The organism is Antrihabitans stalagmiti (assembly GCF_016482825.1).
GTDB lineage: Bacteria > Actinomycetota > Actinomycetes > Mycobacteriales > Mycobacteriaceae > Antrihabitans > Antrihabitans stalagmiti.
In genome coordinates this window covers 316,140-332,329 of sequence record NZ_JAEMNV010000005.1, presented here as the reverse complement: position 1 = coordinate 332,329, position 16,190 = coordinate 316,140, and the positions used below count along the sequence as shown (strand labels likewise).

General features: G+C 63.2%; 15 protein-coding genes. 10 read left to right on the top strand and 5 right to left on the bottom strand.

What is annotated here, in order from left to right:
• The first annotated feature begins 76 nt into the window (after positions 1-76).
• Positions 77-1,315 (top strand): serine/threonine-protein kinase, encoded by a 1,239-nt coding sequence (locus JGU71_RS17885; RefSeq protein ID WP_199705628.1) that lies wholly within the window; start codon positions 77-79, stop codon positions 1,313-1,315.
• A gap of 5 nt (positions 1,316-1,320) precedes the next feature.
• Here JGU71_RS17885 and JGU71_RS17880 read toward each other — a convergent pair whose 3' ends face one another.
• Positions 1,321-1,614: a hypothetical protein gene (locus JGU71_RS17880; protein WP_233529554.1), complete on the bottom strand. Its 294-nt coding sequence runs from the start codon at positions 1,612-1,614 to the stop codon at positions 1,321-1,323.
• Positions 1,615-1,695: 81 nt separating this feature from the next.
• Positions 1,696-3,078, bottom strand: a complete 1,383-nt coding sequence (locus tag JGU71_RS17875; RefSeq protein ID WP_199705626.1) for a carboxylesterase/lipase family protein — start codon at positions 3,076-3,078, stop codon at positions 1,696-1,698.
• Positions 3,079-3,287: 209 nt separating this feature from the next.
• Here JGU71_RS17875 and JGU71_RS17870 point away from each other — a divergent pair, with 209 nt between their 5' ends.
• The 5 genes from JGU71_RS17870 to JGU71_RS17850 all read left to right on the top strand — a co-directional run bounded on the left by JGU71_RS17870 (position 3,288) and on the right by JGU71_RS17850 (position 6,314).
• Positions 3,288-3,626, top strand: a complete 339-nt coding sequence (locus JGU71_RS17870) for a DUF732 domain-containing protein (RefSeq protein WP_199705625.1) — start codon at positions 3,288-3,290, stop codon at positions 3,624-3,626.
• Between the two features lie 141 nt (positions 3,627-3,767).
• Positions 3,768-3,980, top strand: a complete 213-nt coding sequence (locus JGU71_RS17865; protein WP_199705624.1) for a hypothetical protein — start codon at positions 3,768-3,770, stop codon at positions 3,978-3,980.
• Positions 3,981-4,134: 154 nt separating this feature from the next.
• The gene (locus JGU71_RS17860; protein WP_199705623.1) at positions 4,135-4,482 is read left to right on the top strand and encodes a YciI family protein; all 348 of its coding nucleotides are present in this window, start codon (positions 4,135-4,137) and stop codon (positions 4,480-4,482) included.
• Complete coding sequence (locus tag JGU71_RS17855; protein WP_199705622.1) at positions 4,479-5,720, top strand: RNA polymerase sigma factor; 1,242 nt, start codon at positions 4,479-4,481, stop codon at positions 5,718-5,720. The genes JGU71_RS17860 and JGU71_RS17855 overlap by 4 nt, the downstream gene beginning before the upstream one ends.
• Positions 5,721-5,891: 171 nt before the next feature.
• Complete coding sequence (locus JGU71_RS17850) at positions 5,892-6,314, top strand: DUF6069 family protein (protein WP_199705621.1); 423 nt, start codon at positions 5,892-5,894, stop codon at positions 6,312-6,314.
• A gap of 9 nt (positions 6,315-6,323) precedes the next feature.
• Here the strand turns inward: JGU71_RS17850 and JGU71_RS17845 are convergent, their stop codons facing one another.
• A complete protein-coding gene (locus tag JGU71_RS17845) occupies positions 6,324-7,703 on the bottom strand; it encodes an aspartate aminotransferase family protein (protein WP_199705620.1) in 1,380 nt (459 codons plus the stop codon).
• Positions 7,700-8,170, bottom strand: a complete 471-nt coding sequence (locus JGU71_RS17840; RefSeq protein ID WP_233529553.1) for an Lrp/AsnC family transcriptional regulator — start codon at positions 8,168-8,170, stop codon at positions 7,700-7,702. Before JGU71_RS17840 ends, JGU71_RS17845 begins: the two co-directional genes overlap by 4 nt.
• Before the next feature lie 169 nt (positions 8,171-8,339).
• Between JGU71_RS17840 and JGU71_RS17835 the strand changes: the two genes are divergently transcribed.
• Positions 8,340-9,968 carry an APC family permease gene (locus tag JGU71_RS17835; RefSeq protein WP_199705618.1) on the top strand — a complete coding sequence of 543 codons (1,629 nt, stop codon included), beginning with the start codon at positions 8,340-8,342 and terminating at the stop codon, positions 9,966-9,968.
• On the top strand, positions 9,968-11,203 hold the full coding sequence (locus JGU71_RS17830; protein WP_199705617.1) for a saccharopine dehydrogenase family protein: 1,236 nt from the start codon (positions 9,968-9,970) through the stop codon (positions 11,201-11,203). The genes JGU71_RS17835 and JGU71_RS17830 overlap by 1 nt, the downstream gene beginning before the upstream one ends.
• On the opposite strand, the gene glgX is transcribed toward JGU71_RS17830, so the two are convergent.
• Positions 11,200-13,341 carry a glycogen debranching protein GlgX gene (gene glgX, locus JGU71_RS17825; protein ID WP_307829704.1) on the bottom strand — a complete coding sequence of 714 codons (2,142 nt, stop codon included), beginning with the start codon at positions 13,339-13,341 and terminating at the stop codon, positions 11,200-11,202. The two genes, JGU71_RS17830 and glgX, sit on opposite strands and share 4 nt — an antisense overlap.
• An 80-nt stretch (positions 13,342-13,421) precedes the next feature.
• On the opposite strand from glgX, the gene JGU71_RS17820 reads away from it, so the two are divergent.
• The gene (locus tag JGU71_RS17820) at positions 13,422-13,895 is read left to right on the top strand and encodes a Fur family transcriptional regulator (RefSeq protein ID WP_199705616.1); all 474 of its coding nucleotides are present in this window, start codon (positions 13,422-13,424) and stop codon (positions 13,893-13,895) included.
• 1 nt (position 13,896) lies between these two features.
• Complete coding sequence (gene katG / locus JGU71_RS17815) at positions 13,897-16,119, top strand: catalase/peroxidase HPI (protein ID WP_307829703.1); 2,223 nt, start codon at positions 13,897-13,899, stop codon at positions 16,117-16,119.
• Positions 16,120-16,190 lie beyond the last annotated feature (71 nt).

Genomic DNA, 16,190 nt, shown 5'->3' with positions numbered 1-16,190 from the left:
CGAGCGCGGCACAGTCGGCCGGGCTCTGGCGGCACCCGTCGCGGACAGTGAGCGCCGGGTGCTGGAGTATCGAGATGTGAGCAATGTGTCCCCGGGGTCGATACTGGTCGGCCGTTACCAACTCGGTGAGCTGATCGGCCGCGGCGGCAGGGCTGACGTCTACCGGGGCGAGGACAAACTGCTGTCGCGACCGGTGGCGATCAAGATATTTCGGTTCGACGCGGCCGACGCAGCAGACAGGCAACGGATCGAGGCCGAAGCCAAAACGTTGGCCAGTCTGCGGCACGCAGGCTTGGTCACTCTGTTCGACGCAGACACCATCGACCGGTCGACCCACGATCACGTGCCGTTCCTGGTGATGGAGCTGATCACCGGTCCGACCCTTTCGGCGCGTGTCGCCGAGGGGCCGCTGCCGACAGTCGAGACCGCTCGACTCGGGGCGTCGATTGCCGACACGCTGGCCTACGTCCACTCACGCGGCGTGGTGCACCGCGATATCAAGCCAGGAAATATTCTTCTCGACGAACCGGCGGCCGCCGGGGCGCCGTGGTCGCCCAAGTTGACCGATTTCGGCATTGCGCGTCTCGTCGACAGTGCACGACTGACGACGCAGGGTCTCACCGTCGGGACTGCGAACTACGTAAGTCCTGAACAGGCTTTGGGCCGTCGTGTCGGCACGCCGTCGGACGTCTATTCGCTCGCATTGGTGCTGATCGAATGCACGACCGGACAATGTGTGTATCCGGGTGTGGGCATCGAAGCTGCACTCGCGCGGCTCGATCGTCGGCCGCCGATACCGCCGCACCTCGGTCCGGAGTGGGCTGCATTGCTGACGGCCATGACATCCGACAACCCAGCGAGCCGCCCAAGTGCCGCGGAAGTCGCACAAAGACTTGCGTTCTTGCCACACCCGAATCCACGTCCGACCGCGATGCTGCCCGTGCGACAGATCGTTCCGCCCACCACGACCGCAGGGGTCGCGCCGGTGGGTCGTTCGATCCCTCGTCCTGTGTGGATCGCAGCGGGCGGTGGCGTGCTGCTCGCTGCGATCGTGCTGGCTGTCGCGCTTGCCGGCAACTCCACGGAGGAACCGTCGCCGCAGATTCTGCCGTCGACTCAACAGTCGACACCCCTTGTGCCGCCGAGCACTGTGGGATCGACCGTCTCGGTACCCGAGCGACAGCCTGCACCGCCGACGGACGGGCAAACCCCGGGAAACGGCAACAGCGGCAAAAATGACGATGACGACAAAGAGGGCAACGGCAATGGCCAGGACAAGGAAAAGGAGCCAAAGGAGAAGAAAGGCGACAACTGATCGAGCTACTTCGGTGTGAGAATTCCGGTGAGATCGGCATCCTTTATGGGGGTGTCCGCGTTTTGCTGCGCCGAGCAGAGGAGATCGATGGCGATGATGGCGGCATCCACGGCGGTGCCGGCCGGCTCATTGCCGTTCCCGTCCTCTTTCAAAAATTTTGTGACGGTGACTCGTCGATCGTCGGCGTCGTCCTCGAGGTAGTCGCTGCAAGGAGTGTCACCACCTTTGTTGACCGCCTCTTCGACATCGCTGCAGCCGCCGGCGAAGACCGCTGACAGTGCGAAAAAGCCGATCATCATCGGCCGCAGAACCATTCCCTTGGTAGCCATTCGGCACCCTTCCTCGTTCGGTCAGGGTGGGGTACCCGCTTTCGAGGTTCGTCACACCCTCAAACCGAGCGGCGCAAAACTGTAGTCCTGCCAGATCTTTCGCGATTCCACCTCGGGGTACGGCGCGACGGCAGGCTCGGTGTCGAACAGCTGGACCAGGCCGGTGTCGAAGGTCGGCCAGCCGGGATCACCGGTGGTAGCGAACGCGATCCAGGCCTTGCGCATCTGTGCGGATACGGCTTCGGCTGCGACGAGGTCGTCGATCAGCGTCGCTGGCTCCCCGCTCGTCAGGTTGCCGAAGACAAGCGGCACATCGAGACCGTGACAGGCACCCATGACGCCCGACCAGGTCAGCTCGTAGAAGTGCGCCTTTGCTGCTCGTTCGGCGAGATGCAGCGACGGCATGCGGAACAGATAGTCCCCGAGAATCCGCTCGTACAGCTGGGTGGGTTCGGCCGGGGGATAGGGTCCGGGTGCGAAAACTGCTGCTGCGGTGGCGATCTGCTCGTCGGTCGGTGGGTCGATGGCAGTGAAGAGCTTGTGTTCGTCACGGGTGTGACCGACAAGGAGATCCACATTGTGTCGCGCTTCCCATGGCGTGCAGGGCAACGTGTCACCGTCGACGACCGGTGCGAACAGTATCGACCGATGCGCGGCCCGACCCCATCTGTCAACGTGCGCAGGCATATCCGCCACGACCTCGTCGGCCGCAGCGGTCAGCAGCTCGGGATCTACGTCGGATAGATCGGAGACCGTGGCGGCCAGTCCGAGTTCTGCGGCGCAGGCTCCGGCGATGTCGCGCGCCAGTTCGGTTGTGAAGAACGTGCCCTGGACGCTTTGTGCGATGGCTCGGCGGAACAGCCCGACCGCGCGCGGCATAGCAAGCAGCGCAGCGACCGAACCTCCACCGGCTGATTCACCGAACACGGTGACCTTGGCAGGGTCGCCGCCGAACGCACGGATGTTGTCGTGCACCCATTCCAGCGCGGCGATCTGATCGAGCAGTCCTCGGTTGGCCACCGCACCGTCGATGTGCGCGAAACCTTCGATGCCGACGCGGTAGTTGAACGTGACGAGTACGACGCCGTCGCGCGCGAGACGAGTGCCGTCGTACTCGGGCAGGCTCGATGCGCCGATCGTGTAGGCCCCGCCATAGATCCACACCAGCACCGGCAGCCCTGCGTCTTGGCCCGGATCGGGAGACCATACGTTGAGCGTGAGCCAATCGTCACCGCCTGCCGGCTCGCCTGTTTGCGGTGGAGAAGGGCCGAACGCCAACGCATCTCGCACACCGTCCCAAGAAACCCGCGGTGTCGGAGCAGCGAAGCGTAGTGCGTCGACCGGCGGTTCGGCGAACGGAATCCCACGGAAAACCGCCACGCCGGCTTCGACGACTCCGCGCACCGTTCCCGCTGCTGTGCCTACTTCGACCATCGCGCGATGCTAGCCAGCCATGGCTAGGCAGGCCACTGGATTAATCGCCGACTGTCGCTACAGGGTGTAGAACCGTCACCCCCGGGGGAGGCCGGGCGGCAACCCTCTGTGGGTATTTCGAGCACTGCAAATCCCGGATCGTTGGTGTCACGCCGGAAACGGTGGACAGACCACAACCACTCGCAATCGAACGAAAAGAGAAGTCAGAGATGATCACCAACCGAATCCGCAACCGCGCAATCGCAGCCGTCTTCAGCGTCACGATCGCAGGCCTCGGCGCCGGAGCACTCGGCGCGGGTACGGCCTCGGCTGCCGACTACGCCTCGGAGGCCTCGTTCCTCGAGGAGATCAGCATCAACGGTGCGACCTTGCCGGGCCTCTCGGCGGAAGAGAACATCGCTGCCGGCTATGCGGTCTGCGCCGACCTGACCGCAGGTGGCTCCATTCTCGACGAGATCAGCGCACTCGAGCAGACCTACCAGTTCGAGCAGGGCGTGCTGTTCCTCAGCGCTTCGACCACGAATCTGTGCCCGGACTTCGCGCGCTGACACGTGTCAGCCCCTTCAGGGCCCGTCGAGCCTTCGTCCAGGTGGATAGTTAGGTAGGCGGATACGTGTAAGTACGGATGCGGCGAGGGCCCCGACATTGCGATGGTTGATTGGCAACCACCACGTGAGACTGGACCCGACATGAACGTCTTGATCGAAATGACCGCCCTCTCGATCAGTCGGCCTGCGAGCGACGCAAATCCAGCTGACCGCGCTGCTTGGTACGAAGCTAAAGCTCGTTTACACGAATACCTGGCCGCTGAAAGTGCCGCCGATCGTGCGCGCGAGACTTTCCTCGCCGCTCAGGCACACGAGCATTCTCTGCGTCTGCTCAGCGCGCGTGCCATCGCCTGACGACGGGTGCTTTTAGACTTCACCGGCGTGGACCACCCGCAGCGATACGTGGATCGACCGAGAATGTTCGTCGAGGGTTGTCGTATCCCGTGGTGCCCATTCGTGGACTGTGTAGAGGCAGCCGATCGGCAGCCACCGGAGAAGGGAAACCGCGATGAGTAAGTACCTGCTTTCCGTAGTCGTCGACGCAAGCGTTTACGACATCCCGCTCGAAGATGCGCAGCCGCAATTCGACGCCACAGAAAGGTTCAACGATGAGCTGAAGGCCGAGGGCTCGTGGGTGTTCGCCGGTGGGCTCGGGCGCCTGGACGAAGCAACCACGGTCGACAACACCGGCGCCGATGTGGTCGTCACCGACGGACCCTTCGCCGAAACCAAAGAGTTTCTCGGTGGATTCTGGGTCGTCGAAGCACCTGATCTCGATGCCGCACTGAAGATCGCCGCCAGAGCGTCGAAGGTCTGCGAGCAGAGGATCGAGATCCGGACGTTCGACGGCGCATGACCAAAGACGCTCGCGTGCAGATCGATCGGATCTATCGCGAGGAGTACGGCCGGGTGGTCGCCTCGCTCGCCCGACGCTTCGGCGATCTCGACATCGCCGAAGATGCGGCGGGCGAGGCTCTGCTCATCGCCGTCGAGCGTTGGCCGGTCGATGGGATTCCACCCAACCCAGGTGGCTGGCTGACGACTACCGCAAGCAACCGCGCCATCGACCGGATTCGCCGCGAATCCCTGCGCGACACGAAGCATCAGGCAGCCATGATGATCGACGACCCAACCCCGCACGAACCCACCGGATTGGTCGAAGACGACCGTCTCCGGCTCGTGTTCACCTGCTGTCATCCGGCACTCAGCCCTGAGGCTCGTGTCGCTCTTACGTTGCGGCTGCTCGGCGGGTTGACGGTCGAGGAGATCGCTCGTGCCTTCCTCGTCGCAGAAACGACTATGGGACAACGTATTACGCGCGCCAAGGCCAAGATCAAGGCAGCGCGCATCCCTTTCCGGGTGCCCGACCACGACGATGTAACCGATCGACTCGGTGGTGTGCTCACCGTCATCTACCTCGTCTTCAACGAGGGCTACCTTGCCGGTGCAGGCGACGACCCGATTCGATCCGATCTGACGTCGGAGGCCATCCGGCTCGGACGCATCATGCGGCAACTACTACCCGACGACGGCGAGGTCGCTGGTTTGCTCGCGCTGATGTTGCTGACCGAAGCGCGCAGCGCCGCTCGGGTCAGGGGTGGCGAGTTGGTGACGCTCGACCAGCAGGACCGCGGCGGCTGGGACCGCGCCCTGATAACCGAGGGCCACGCACTCGTGCGCGAATGCCTGGCTCGAGTAGCTGCCGAACACACGAGGCCGGGGCAGTATCAGTTGCTGGCGGCGATCAACGCTGTCCACACAGATGCCCGGGACGCACGCGACACGGAGTGGAGTCAGGTGGTCGCGCTCTACGACCAGCTTTATGCCGTCGCGCCGACTCCGATCGTTGCGCTCAATCGTGCTGTCGCACTTGCCGAACTGGACGGTCCGGACGTCGCGCTGTCGATCATCGACGGCTTGGCGCTAGACCGCTATCACGCCTGGCATGCGGCCCGTGCAGATCTCCTGCGCAGGCTCGGCCGTAGCGCGGAAGCGAGGTCCGCCTACGACGCCGCGATCGCCGCAACGCAGAATTCCGCGGAGCGGGCGTACCTGACCAGGCGGCGTGATCACCTGGTGACGCCGGGGAGCTAGCCCCGCGGATAGTCCGCGAACGGGCAACCAGTGCCGCATTTCGGGCCGAAACTGAGCACTGAGAGCCCGTTCGCGGGGATTCGTCAGCAGGTTGTCGTATTCGGTCGGTCCCATTCGTGGAAGTGGTGAGAGGCAGCAACCCGCCGCCGACTTCACACCTAGGAGATCGAAATGACCACCACCGCTCACGCCACGTTCGTCGTCCCCGCCACCGCGGCAGCTCCCGCATTCTGGCGCCCCGCTGCCGTGGCAACAGTCGGGGCCGCGCTGGCAACAACCGCCGTCGCTGCCGCTGCACAGGCCGCAGGCGTCTCACTGGCCATCGACGGCCAGCAGATTCCCCTCTTTGCGTTCGCACAGCTGACCGTCATGTTCGCCGCGCTAGGCGTTGTCTTTGCCGCCGGATTACGCAGGTGGGCAACGCAACCCCGCGTTGTGTTCATTCGCACGACGACCGTGCTCACCGCATTGTCCCTCGTTCCTGATGCGATTGTGAACGCGTCGATCGACACCAAGCTCACGCTGATGCTGACGCACCTCGTGGCCGCCGCGATCGTCATCCCGGTGGTTGCAGCGCGCCTGCGTCGCAGCTGACCCAGCACCTCACAAGACAGACCACGCCCGAGTAAGTACATCGCGGAGGATCTCGGTCATCTCGTCGAACTCGGCTTGCCCGCAGATCAACGGCGGAGCGAGCTGGACGACGGGATCGCCGCGATCGTCGGCCCGACAGTAGAGGCCGGCTTCGAAGAGTGCTTTCGAGAGGAAGCCACGCAGCAGCCGCTCGGACTCGTCGGCGTTGAACGTCGTACGGGTTGCCTTGTCCTTGACCAATTCGATTCCGTAGAAGAAGCCCGCGCCTCGGACGTCGCCGACTATCGGTAGGTCCAGCAGGGTTTCCAGCGAGTGGCGGAACGCTTCGCCGTGTTTCTTGACGTGGTCGTTGAGTCCTTCACGTTCGAAGATGTCGAGGTTGGCCATACCAACGGCGGCCGAGACCGGGTGCCCGCCGAACGTGAAGCCGTGCGCAAAGGTGTTGCTGCCGACCTTGAACGGCTCGAACAGCCTGTCCGAGACGATCATTGCGCCGAGCGGCGAGTAGCCCGACGTCAAACCTTTTGCGCACGTGATGATGTCGGGTACATACCCGAAGTCGTCGCAGGCGAACATCGAGCCGATTCGCCCGAACGCACAGATGACCTCGTCGGACACAAGCAGGACATCGTGCCGATCACAGATCTCGCGCACCCGGTCGAAGTAGCCGGGAGGGGGCGGAAAGCAGCCGCCGGAGTTCTGCACGGGCTCGAGAAATACTGCGGCGACCGTGTCCGGACCTTCGAAGATGATCGCTTCCTCGATGCGGTCGGCTGCCCACCGGCCGAACGCTTTCGGGTCGTCGCGGAGCCCGTCGGCGGCTCGATAGATGTTGGTGTTCGGCACTTTCAGCGCGCCGGGCACCAGCGGCTCGAAGGCTTGTTTCGCTGCCGGGATGCCTGTGATCGACAGGGCGCCGTGCGGTGCACCGTGGTAGGCGACGGCGCGGGAGATCACCTTGTGCTTGCTCGGCTTGCCGGTCAGTTTGAAGTACTGCTTCGCCAGCTTCCATGCGCTCTCGACGGCTTCACCGCCGCCTGTGGTGAAGAAGACCCTGTTGAGGTCGCCCGGCGCGTAGTGCGCGAGCCGTTCGGCGAGATCGATCGCGGCAGGATGTGTGTACGACCAGAGCGGAAAGAACGCGAGTTCGCTGGCCTGCGTTGCGGCAGCTTCGGCGAGTTCCCTTCTGCCATGGCCGACTTGGACGACGAAGAGTCCGGACAACCCGTCCAGGTAGCGCTTGCCGTTGTCGTCCCAGATGTAAGCGCCCTCGCCGCGAGTGATGATCGGCAGCGGGGTCTCCGCATAGCTGGATTGACGTGTGAAGTGCATCCACACGTGGTCGCGGGCCGCGTCTGTTCGTGCTGTTCCACGTGGTGTTGTGCTCATCTGGTACCCCAGTCGTAGCGCTGCCGTTGCAGCTTCAGATAGACGAATGTTTCGGTACTTGTCACGCCCGCGCAGGCTCGGATTTTGCCGCTGACGACTTCCAGGAGATGTTCGTCGTCCTCGCAGACGATCTCGACCAACAGGTCGAACGACCCGGCTGTGACGACGACGTAGACGACCTCGATGAGCGACTCGATCTCGGCGGCGACCACCGCTGGGTCGCCGACCACTCTGACGCCGACCATCGCCTGGCGGTTGAAGCCGACCTGCATCGGGTCGGTCACGGCGACGATCTGCATCACCCCCGACTCCAACAGCCGTTGCACCCGCTGCCGCACGGCAGCCTCGGACAACCCGACGGCCTCGCCGATGGAGGTGTAGGACCGTCGGCCATCCTGCTGCAGTGCCTCGATGATCGATTTGGACACTTCGTCGAGAGTCGCCCCGGGACCGTCGCGATTCGCCATACCTACGATCATCGGTCTTCTATCGACATATGGCCACGAAAATCGTCGAATTTACACAGATGAAGCACTAATACCCTTGCATTGTGGTTACCTAACTGAGATAAACGCATGTAGGGCAGCGCTCCTCCCGACCTGCCCTGCACGTCTGCTCGAGTAGCCGGAGTGAGCCATGGCAACCAATGCTGCAACCGAAATCCGTACCTCCGACGACGGCGGAAAGGGCCTGAAAACGGGCGCGATCGGATTCTTCTCGAGCGTCGTCATCGGCGTTGCGTCGACTGCGCCGGCGTACAGCCTCGCGGCGACTCTAGGTCCGATCGTCATTCTCGTCGGCCTCCAGTCTCCGGCGATCATCGTCCTTGCTTTCGTGCCGATACTTTTCGTGTCGATCGGCTATCAACAGCTCAACAAACGTGAGCCCGATTGCGGCACAACGTTTACCTGGGCAACCAAAGCGTTCGGACCCAAGACCGGGTGGATGGGCGGTTGGGGCATCATCGCGGCCGACGTGCTCGTGATGGCGTCGCTTGCCCAGGTCGCGGGCCAATACATGTTCCTGCTCGTCGGTGCGGACGGCATCGGATCGGACCCGTCGAGCGGATGGGTGCTGCTTGCCGGGCTGATCTGGATGGGTCTGATGACCTATATCTGTTTCCGCGGCATCGAGATCTCGGCCCGTTTCCAGCAGGCGCTGCTCGCCCTCGAAGTGTTGGTGCTTGTGGTCTTCGCCGGTACCGCATTGGTCAGGGTCTACGGCAGCGATCCTCCCGATACGGCGATTCGGCCGGAGCTGTCGTGGTTCAACCCGTTCGAAATAGGCAGCATCAACACCTTCGCCCAGGGCATCATCCTGATGTTGTTCATCTACTGGGGCTGGGACTCGGCTGTTGCGATCAACGAGGAGACCAAGGATCGGGACAAGACGCCGGGCCGCGCGGCGGTAACGTCGACGATCCTGCTGCTGGTGACGTACGTGATCGTCGCATTGGCGGCGCAATCCTATGCGGGCGTTGGCGATTCAGGCGTCGGGTTGGCGAACGAGGAGAACTCGTCCGACATCTTGAGCGTGGTCGGCGACGCGGCCTTCGGCGATTCGACGTTCGGCTCGGTGATGGGCAAACTGCTGATCTTGCTCGTGCTCTGCTCGGCCGCCGCTTGCACACAGACGACGATTTTGCCGACTTCTCGCACGACACTGTCGATGGCAGCGTTCAAGGCCATCCCGCGCCGATTCGCCGACATTCACCCGAAGTATCTGACGCCAACCAGTTCGACGATTTGGATGGGCGTCATCTCCGCGTTGATCTACCTGGCGATGAACTTCTACTCGGGCGGCGGCCTTGTCGAAGATGCCGTGACGGCGATCGGCATGATGATCGCCTTCTACTACGGCCTGACCGGCTTCGCCTGCGCCTGGTACTACCGCCGCGAACTGACCGGAAGCGTTCGAGACTTCCTCCTACGCGGCGTGTTTCCAGCGCTCGGCGGAGTGTTGCTGTTCGGCGGGCTCATCCTTACTGCGGTGCAGGATTGGAAGCCTGAAAACAGTGCCGTGGTCTGGACGACACCGTGGAATTGGACGATCGGCTGGGCATTCCTGCTCGGCGCAGGTTCGGCTGTTCTCGGTGTCGCACTGATGATTTGGGCGTCACGGGTGTACAAGCCGTTCTTCCGTGGCGAAACGTTGAATCGAGACACGCCGATCTTCCTCGCCGAGGACGCGCCCATTACTGCGCGCTTGACGTTGCCGGATTCAGGCACACCCGGCCTCGTAGTGCCCCCACCCGAGGACAAGTGATGCGGATTCTGCTCCTCGGTGCGGGCGGTGTCGGTGATGCGTTCGCGCGAATAGCAGCGCGCCGCAACTTCTTCGACGCCTTGGTAATCGCCGACTTCGACCTGGCACGCGCACAACGAACCGTCGCAGCCGTGCGTGAACGTCACCCTGACGAGCAGCGGATGACGGCTGCCCGCGTCGATGCCTCCGACAGTGCGGCCGTCACTGCTTTGATCAAGGAGCACAACAGCACTCACGTGATGAACGCTGTCGACCCACGGTTCGTCATGCCGATCTTCACCGGTGCGTTCGATGCGGGTGCCGACTACCTCGACATGGCGATGTCGATGTCGCGGCCCAATGCCGAATTGCCCTATGCACAAACGGGAGTCAAGCTCGGCGACGAGCAGTTCGCGCGCTCGTCGGAGTGGGAAGAGGCCGGCAGGCTCGCGCTCGTCGGCATGGGCGTCGAGCCCGGGTTGTCCGATGTCTTCGCCCGCTATGCCGCCGACCACCTCTTCAGCGAGATCGACGAACTCGGAGTTCGCGACGGCGGAAACCTGGTCGTCGACGGCTACGACTTCGCACCGTCCTTCTCGATCTGGACGACGATCGAGGAGTGCCTGAATCCGCCCGTGATCTGGGAGCGTGACCGCGGTTGGTTCGTCACCGAACCGTTCAGCGAACCTGAGGTTTTCGACTTTCCCGGTGGCATCGGGCCGGTCGAATGTGTGAACGTCGAGCACGAGGAAGTGCTGCTTATGCCGCGCTGGGTCGATGCCAAACGGGTGACGTTCAAATACGGTCTGGGCACCGAATTCATCGACGTGTTGAAGACGCTGCACAAACTCGGCCTCGACAGCACCCAACCGGTGAACGTCAATGGTCGCGCAGTCTCCCCGCGCGATGTCGTCGCCGCGTGTCTGCCGAATCCCGCCACCCTCGGTGATCGGATGCGGGGTGCCACCTGTGCGGGCCTGTGGGTTACCGGTACAGGTCGGGATGGGAAGCCGCGGGAGGTGTATCTCTCCCATGTCGTGGACAACGCAGACAGTATGGACACGTACGGTGCTCAATGTGTCGTGTGGCAGACCGCGATCAATCCCGTTGTCGCACTGGAGTTACTGGCAACCGGGCAATGGTCGGGGACCGGTGTGCTCGGCCCCGAAGCTTTCGACGCCGTGCCCTTTCTCGAGCTGCTTGGATCCGGCGCACCGTCGGGTTACGGCAGTCCGTGGACGCTGCAGGATCGCTAGCTGATCGTCGTGCCCGACTCGGGCCGCGCCGACTCCTGTAGGACGACCAAGGTGCGTGGGCCGACGGCTACGTCCTGGCGTGCTACGTATCGGATGTCCGAATCGAGCGGATCGACGTCGGTCGTCAACACGAGCTGCCACTCCGCAGCGAACTCGGCCGGTGGCATCGTGAAATCGAGCTGCTCCTCGGATGCGTTGAAGCACAACACAAAAGAGTCGTCGACGACCCGCTCGCCGCGGGCGTCGCTGTCCGGTATGCCCTGCCCGTTGAGAAAGGCAGTGACAGAGAGACCGAACCCCGATTCCCAGTCCGCTTCCGTCATTTCTTCACCGTTCGGCGTGAACCACGCGATGTCGGGCAGATTTTCGGCATCGCGGTGGCGAACAGGCAGGCCGTCGAAAAAGCGTCGCCGCCGGAACACCGGATGCTTCGCTCGCAATTCCGATGCCACGCTGGTGAATTCGATGAGGCCCTTGTCGGCGTTCTCCCAGTCGATCCAGGCAATCTCGTTGTCCTGGCAGAATGTGTTGTTGTTGCCACCCTGGGTGCGGCCGAGTTCGTCGCCATGGCAGAGCATCGGTACACCCTCCGACAGGAGAGTGGTCGCGATGAAGTTGCGTTGTTGTCGCGCTCGCAGCGCATTGATCTCCGGGTCGTCGGTCGGACCCTCGACGCCGCAGTTCCACGAGCGGTTGTGACTCTCGCCGTCGTTGTTGTCCTCGCCGTTCGCGTCGTTGTGCTTCTCGTTGTAGGAAACCAAGTCGCGCAACGTAAATCCGTCGTGCGCTGTGACGAAGTTGATCGACGCGAACGGTCGTCGACCGGTGCGCTCGTACAGATCGGCGGACCCGGTCAGTCGTGATGCGAACTCGCCGAGACTCGAGCGTTCCCCGCGCCAGAAGTCGCGCACCGTGTCGCGGTACTTGCCGTTCCACTCGGTCCACTGGGGTGGAAAGTTGCCGACCTGATAGCCGCCAGGGCCGACATCCCACGGTTCGGCGATCAGTTTCACCTGACTGACGACGGGATCCTGCTGGACCAATTCGAAGAACGTCGACAGGCGGTCGACGTCGTAGAATTCGCGCGCCAACGTGGAGGCGAGGTCGAAGCGGAAACCGTCGACGTGCATCTCGGTGACCCAGTACCGCAGCGAGTCCATGATCAGCTGAAGTGTGTGCGGGTGGCCGACATTGAGGCTGTTGCCGGTGCCGGTGTAGTCCATGTAGTAGCGGTGATCATCGTCGACGGTTCGGTAGTAGGCCGCGTTGTCGATACCGCGCATCGACAGGGTGGGGCCGAGGTGGTTGCCTTCGGCAGTGTGGTTGTAGACGACGTCGAGAATGACCTCGATGCCTGCTTCGTGCAGGGCCCGCACCATGGTCTTGAACTCTTGCACCTGCCCGCCGGGGGTGTCGCTCGCCATGTACTTCGGGTCGGGTGCGAAGAAGCCGATCGTGTTGTAGCCCCAGTAGTTCGACAAACCCTTGTCGATGAGCGTCGAGTCGTTCGCGAAGTGATGTACCGGCATCAACTCGATAGCGGTGATGCCGAGATGACGCAGATGCTCGAGTACGGCAGGGTGTGCTATCCCCGCATAGGTTCCACGAATTCGCTCGGGGATCTCGGGATGGGTCTGGGTCATCCCTTTGACGTGGGCTTCGTAGATGACCGTCTCGGCGTAGGTGCGGCGTGGTGGTCGGTCGACGCCCCAGTCGAAAAAGGGATTGATGACAACCGATTTCGGCATCCGAGCGGCGGAGTCTTCGTCGTTGCGGCTGTCGGGATCGCCGAAGTTGTAGCTGAACAGGGACTGGTCCCACTCGAACTGTCCGTCGATAGCTTTCGAGTAGGGATCTGCTAGCAACTTGTTCGGGTTGCAGCGATGCCCGTTCGCCGGATCGTAGGGTCCGTGCACTCGGTACCCGTACCGTTGCCCCGGCTGAACGTCGGGCAGAAAGGCATGCCAGACGAAGCCGTCCATCTCCGGCAACGAAATCTTCGTCTCGGCACCGGCCTCGTCGAACAGACACAACTCGACACGCTCGGCGACCTCGCTGAACAAGGCGAAATTGGTGCCGGATCCGTCGTACGTCGCGCCCAGTGGATAGGCATGGCCGGGCCACACTACTTCGCTCACGGGTCCGATGTACCCATCGCGAGGTGTCGGGAAACCTTGGACTCTTGACTTATCCCAGAATTGGGAGCTTGATTGGTCGGATGGCTCTGGCGTCGAACTACGTAGCGCAACTGCGCACGGCAGGCCTTCAGGTCACCGGCCCACGGGTCGGGATCCTCGAGGCCGTCGGCGCGAACCCGCATGCCGACACGGTGACGATCTTCGCTGCCATTCGTCTCACCCAACCGGAGGTGTCCCGGCAGACCGTGTACGACGTGCTGAATGCGCTGACAAGCGCGGGCCTCGTGCGCCGGATCCAGCCCGCCGGTTCGGTAGCCCGCTACGAGTCGCGGGTCGGTGACAACCACCACCACGTCGTATGTCGAGCGTGTGGCGTCATCGCCGATGTCGATTGCACCGTCGGCGAGGCGCCGTGTTTGACCGCATCCGAAAACGATGGTGGCGCAGCCGGCTTCGAGATCGACGAGGCCGAAGTCATCTTCTGGGGTATGTGCGCCGCATGCTCCACACCACAGGTTTCTGATCAGCCCAACAGCCCGAACCGGAGGGAATAACGTGCCCGATCGACCGCCCAACCCGAACGAACATTCCGAGAGCGTGAGCGAAAGCGAAAACCCGGTCATCGCGTCGCCGACGCCGAAGGCCAACCTGCGACCGCGGACCAACGCGGACTGGTGGCCCGACCAGGTCGATCTCGATGTCTTGTACGAGAACACTCATCGCTCCAGCCCGTACACCGCCGACTTCGACTACGCCGAGGAGGTCAAGACCCTCGACTTCGAAGCGCTGAAGAGCGATGTCATCGCGCTGATGACGGAGTCGCAGGATTGGTGGCCCGCCGACTACAACCACTACGGCGGACTGTTCGTCAGGATGAGTTGGCACGCGGCCGGCACCTACCGCGTGGCCGATGGCAGGGGCGGCGGTGGGCACGGCGCACAGCGCTTCGCACCGCTGAACAGTTGGCCTGACAACGCCAGCCTGGACAAGGCCCGTCGACTGCTCTGGCCGGTGAAGCAGAAGTACGGCAAGAAGATTTCCTGGGCCGACCTGCTCGTGTTCGCAGGCAACTGCGCCTACGAATCGATGGGCCTGGAGACGTTCGGTTTCGCCTTCGGACGCGAAGACATCTGGGAACCCGAGCAGATCTTCTGGGGCCCGGAGGACACGTGGCTCGGCGACGAACGCTACAGCGACGAACGCGATCTGTCGGGTCCGCTCGGTGCCGTGCAGATGGGTCTCATCTACGTCAATCCCGAAGGGCCGAACGGTAATCCGGATCCGCTGAAGTCTGCGATCGACATCCGCGAGACGTTCCGGCGGATGGCGATGAACGACGAGGAGACCGCAGCGCTCATCGTCGGCGGCCACACCGTCGGCAAGACACACGGTGCCGGCCCGGCCGACGATCACATCGGTCCGGAGCCCGAAGGCTGTCCCGTGCAGTTCCAGGGAATCGGCTGGAACTCGACGTTCGGCACCGGCGTCGGCAAGGACGCGATCACCAGCGGCCTCGAGGTCGTGTGGACGCCGACACCGACAAAGTGGGACAACACTTATCTGGAGATGCTCTACGGCTACGAATGGGAGCTGACCGAAAGCCCCGCCGGTGCCAAACAGTGGACCGCCAAGGATGCCGACGCGATCATCCCGGACCCCTTCGACGGTCCGGCTCGCAAACCGACGATGCTGACCTCGGACCTGGCCCTACGGGCAGATCCCGTCTACGAGCAGATCACGCGGCGCTGGCTGGAACATCCGGAGGAGATGACCGAGGCGTTCGGTAAGGCCTGGTACAAACTGCTGCACCGTGACATGGGACCCGCATCGCGCTTCATCGGTCCGTGGGTTCCCGAGCAGCAGCTGTGGCAGGACCCAGTTCCTGCCGTCGATCACGAGTTGCTCGGTGACGCCGATGTCGAGGCCCTCAAGGCCAAGATTCTCGACTCGGGATTGTCTGTGCAGCAACTGGTTTCGACGGCCTGGTCGGCGGCATCGAGTTTCCGCGGCACCGACCTTCGTGGCGGTGCAAACGGCGGCCGAATTCGCCTGGAACCCCAGAAGAGTTGGCAGGTGAACGATCCCGCTGAGCTGTCGGGTGCGCTTGCCACGCTCGAGCAGGTGCAGCAGGACTTCAACGGGTCGCTGTCGGACGGCAAGAAGGTCTCCTTCGCCGACGTGGTCGTGCTTGCAGGGTCGGCGGCGATCGAGAAGGCCGCCAAGGACGCCGGACACGACGTCACGGTGCCGTTCGCGCCGGGGCGAACGGACGCGACACAGGACGAGACCGACGTCGAGTCGTTTGCCTGGCTCGAGACGAACGCCGATGGGTTCCGCAACTATCTGCAGGAGGGTGAGAAGCAGCCTGCCGAGCGACTGCTCTTGGAGAAGGCCTACCGGCTGACTCTGACAGCGCCGGAGATGACCGTCCTCGTCGGTGGATTGAGGGCGCTCGGCGCCAATCACAGCGGCACACGGCACGGCGTCTTCACCGATCGGCCGGGACTCTTGACGAACGATTTCTTCAAGAACCTGCTCGACATGAGCACGCAGTGGAAAGTGTCGGAGTCGACGGAGAACGTCTACGAGGGTCGGGACCGTAAGACCGGTGAGCCGAAGTGGACTGCGACCGCAGTCGATCTCGTCTTCGGGTCGAACTCCATCCTGCGCTCGCTTGCAGAGGTTTACGCTCTTGCAGACGCCGACGACAAGTTCGTTTCCGACTTCGTCGCGGCGTGGACCAAGGTGATGAACGCGGATCGGTTCGATCTCGACTGATCGGCACGTTGTTGCGGCGTCCGGCGGGCTGAGCGCCCGTTGGGCGCCGTAGCGGCATCGAGACGAGAGGG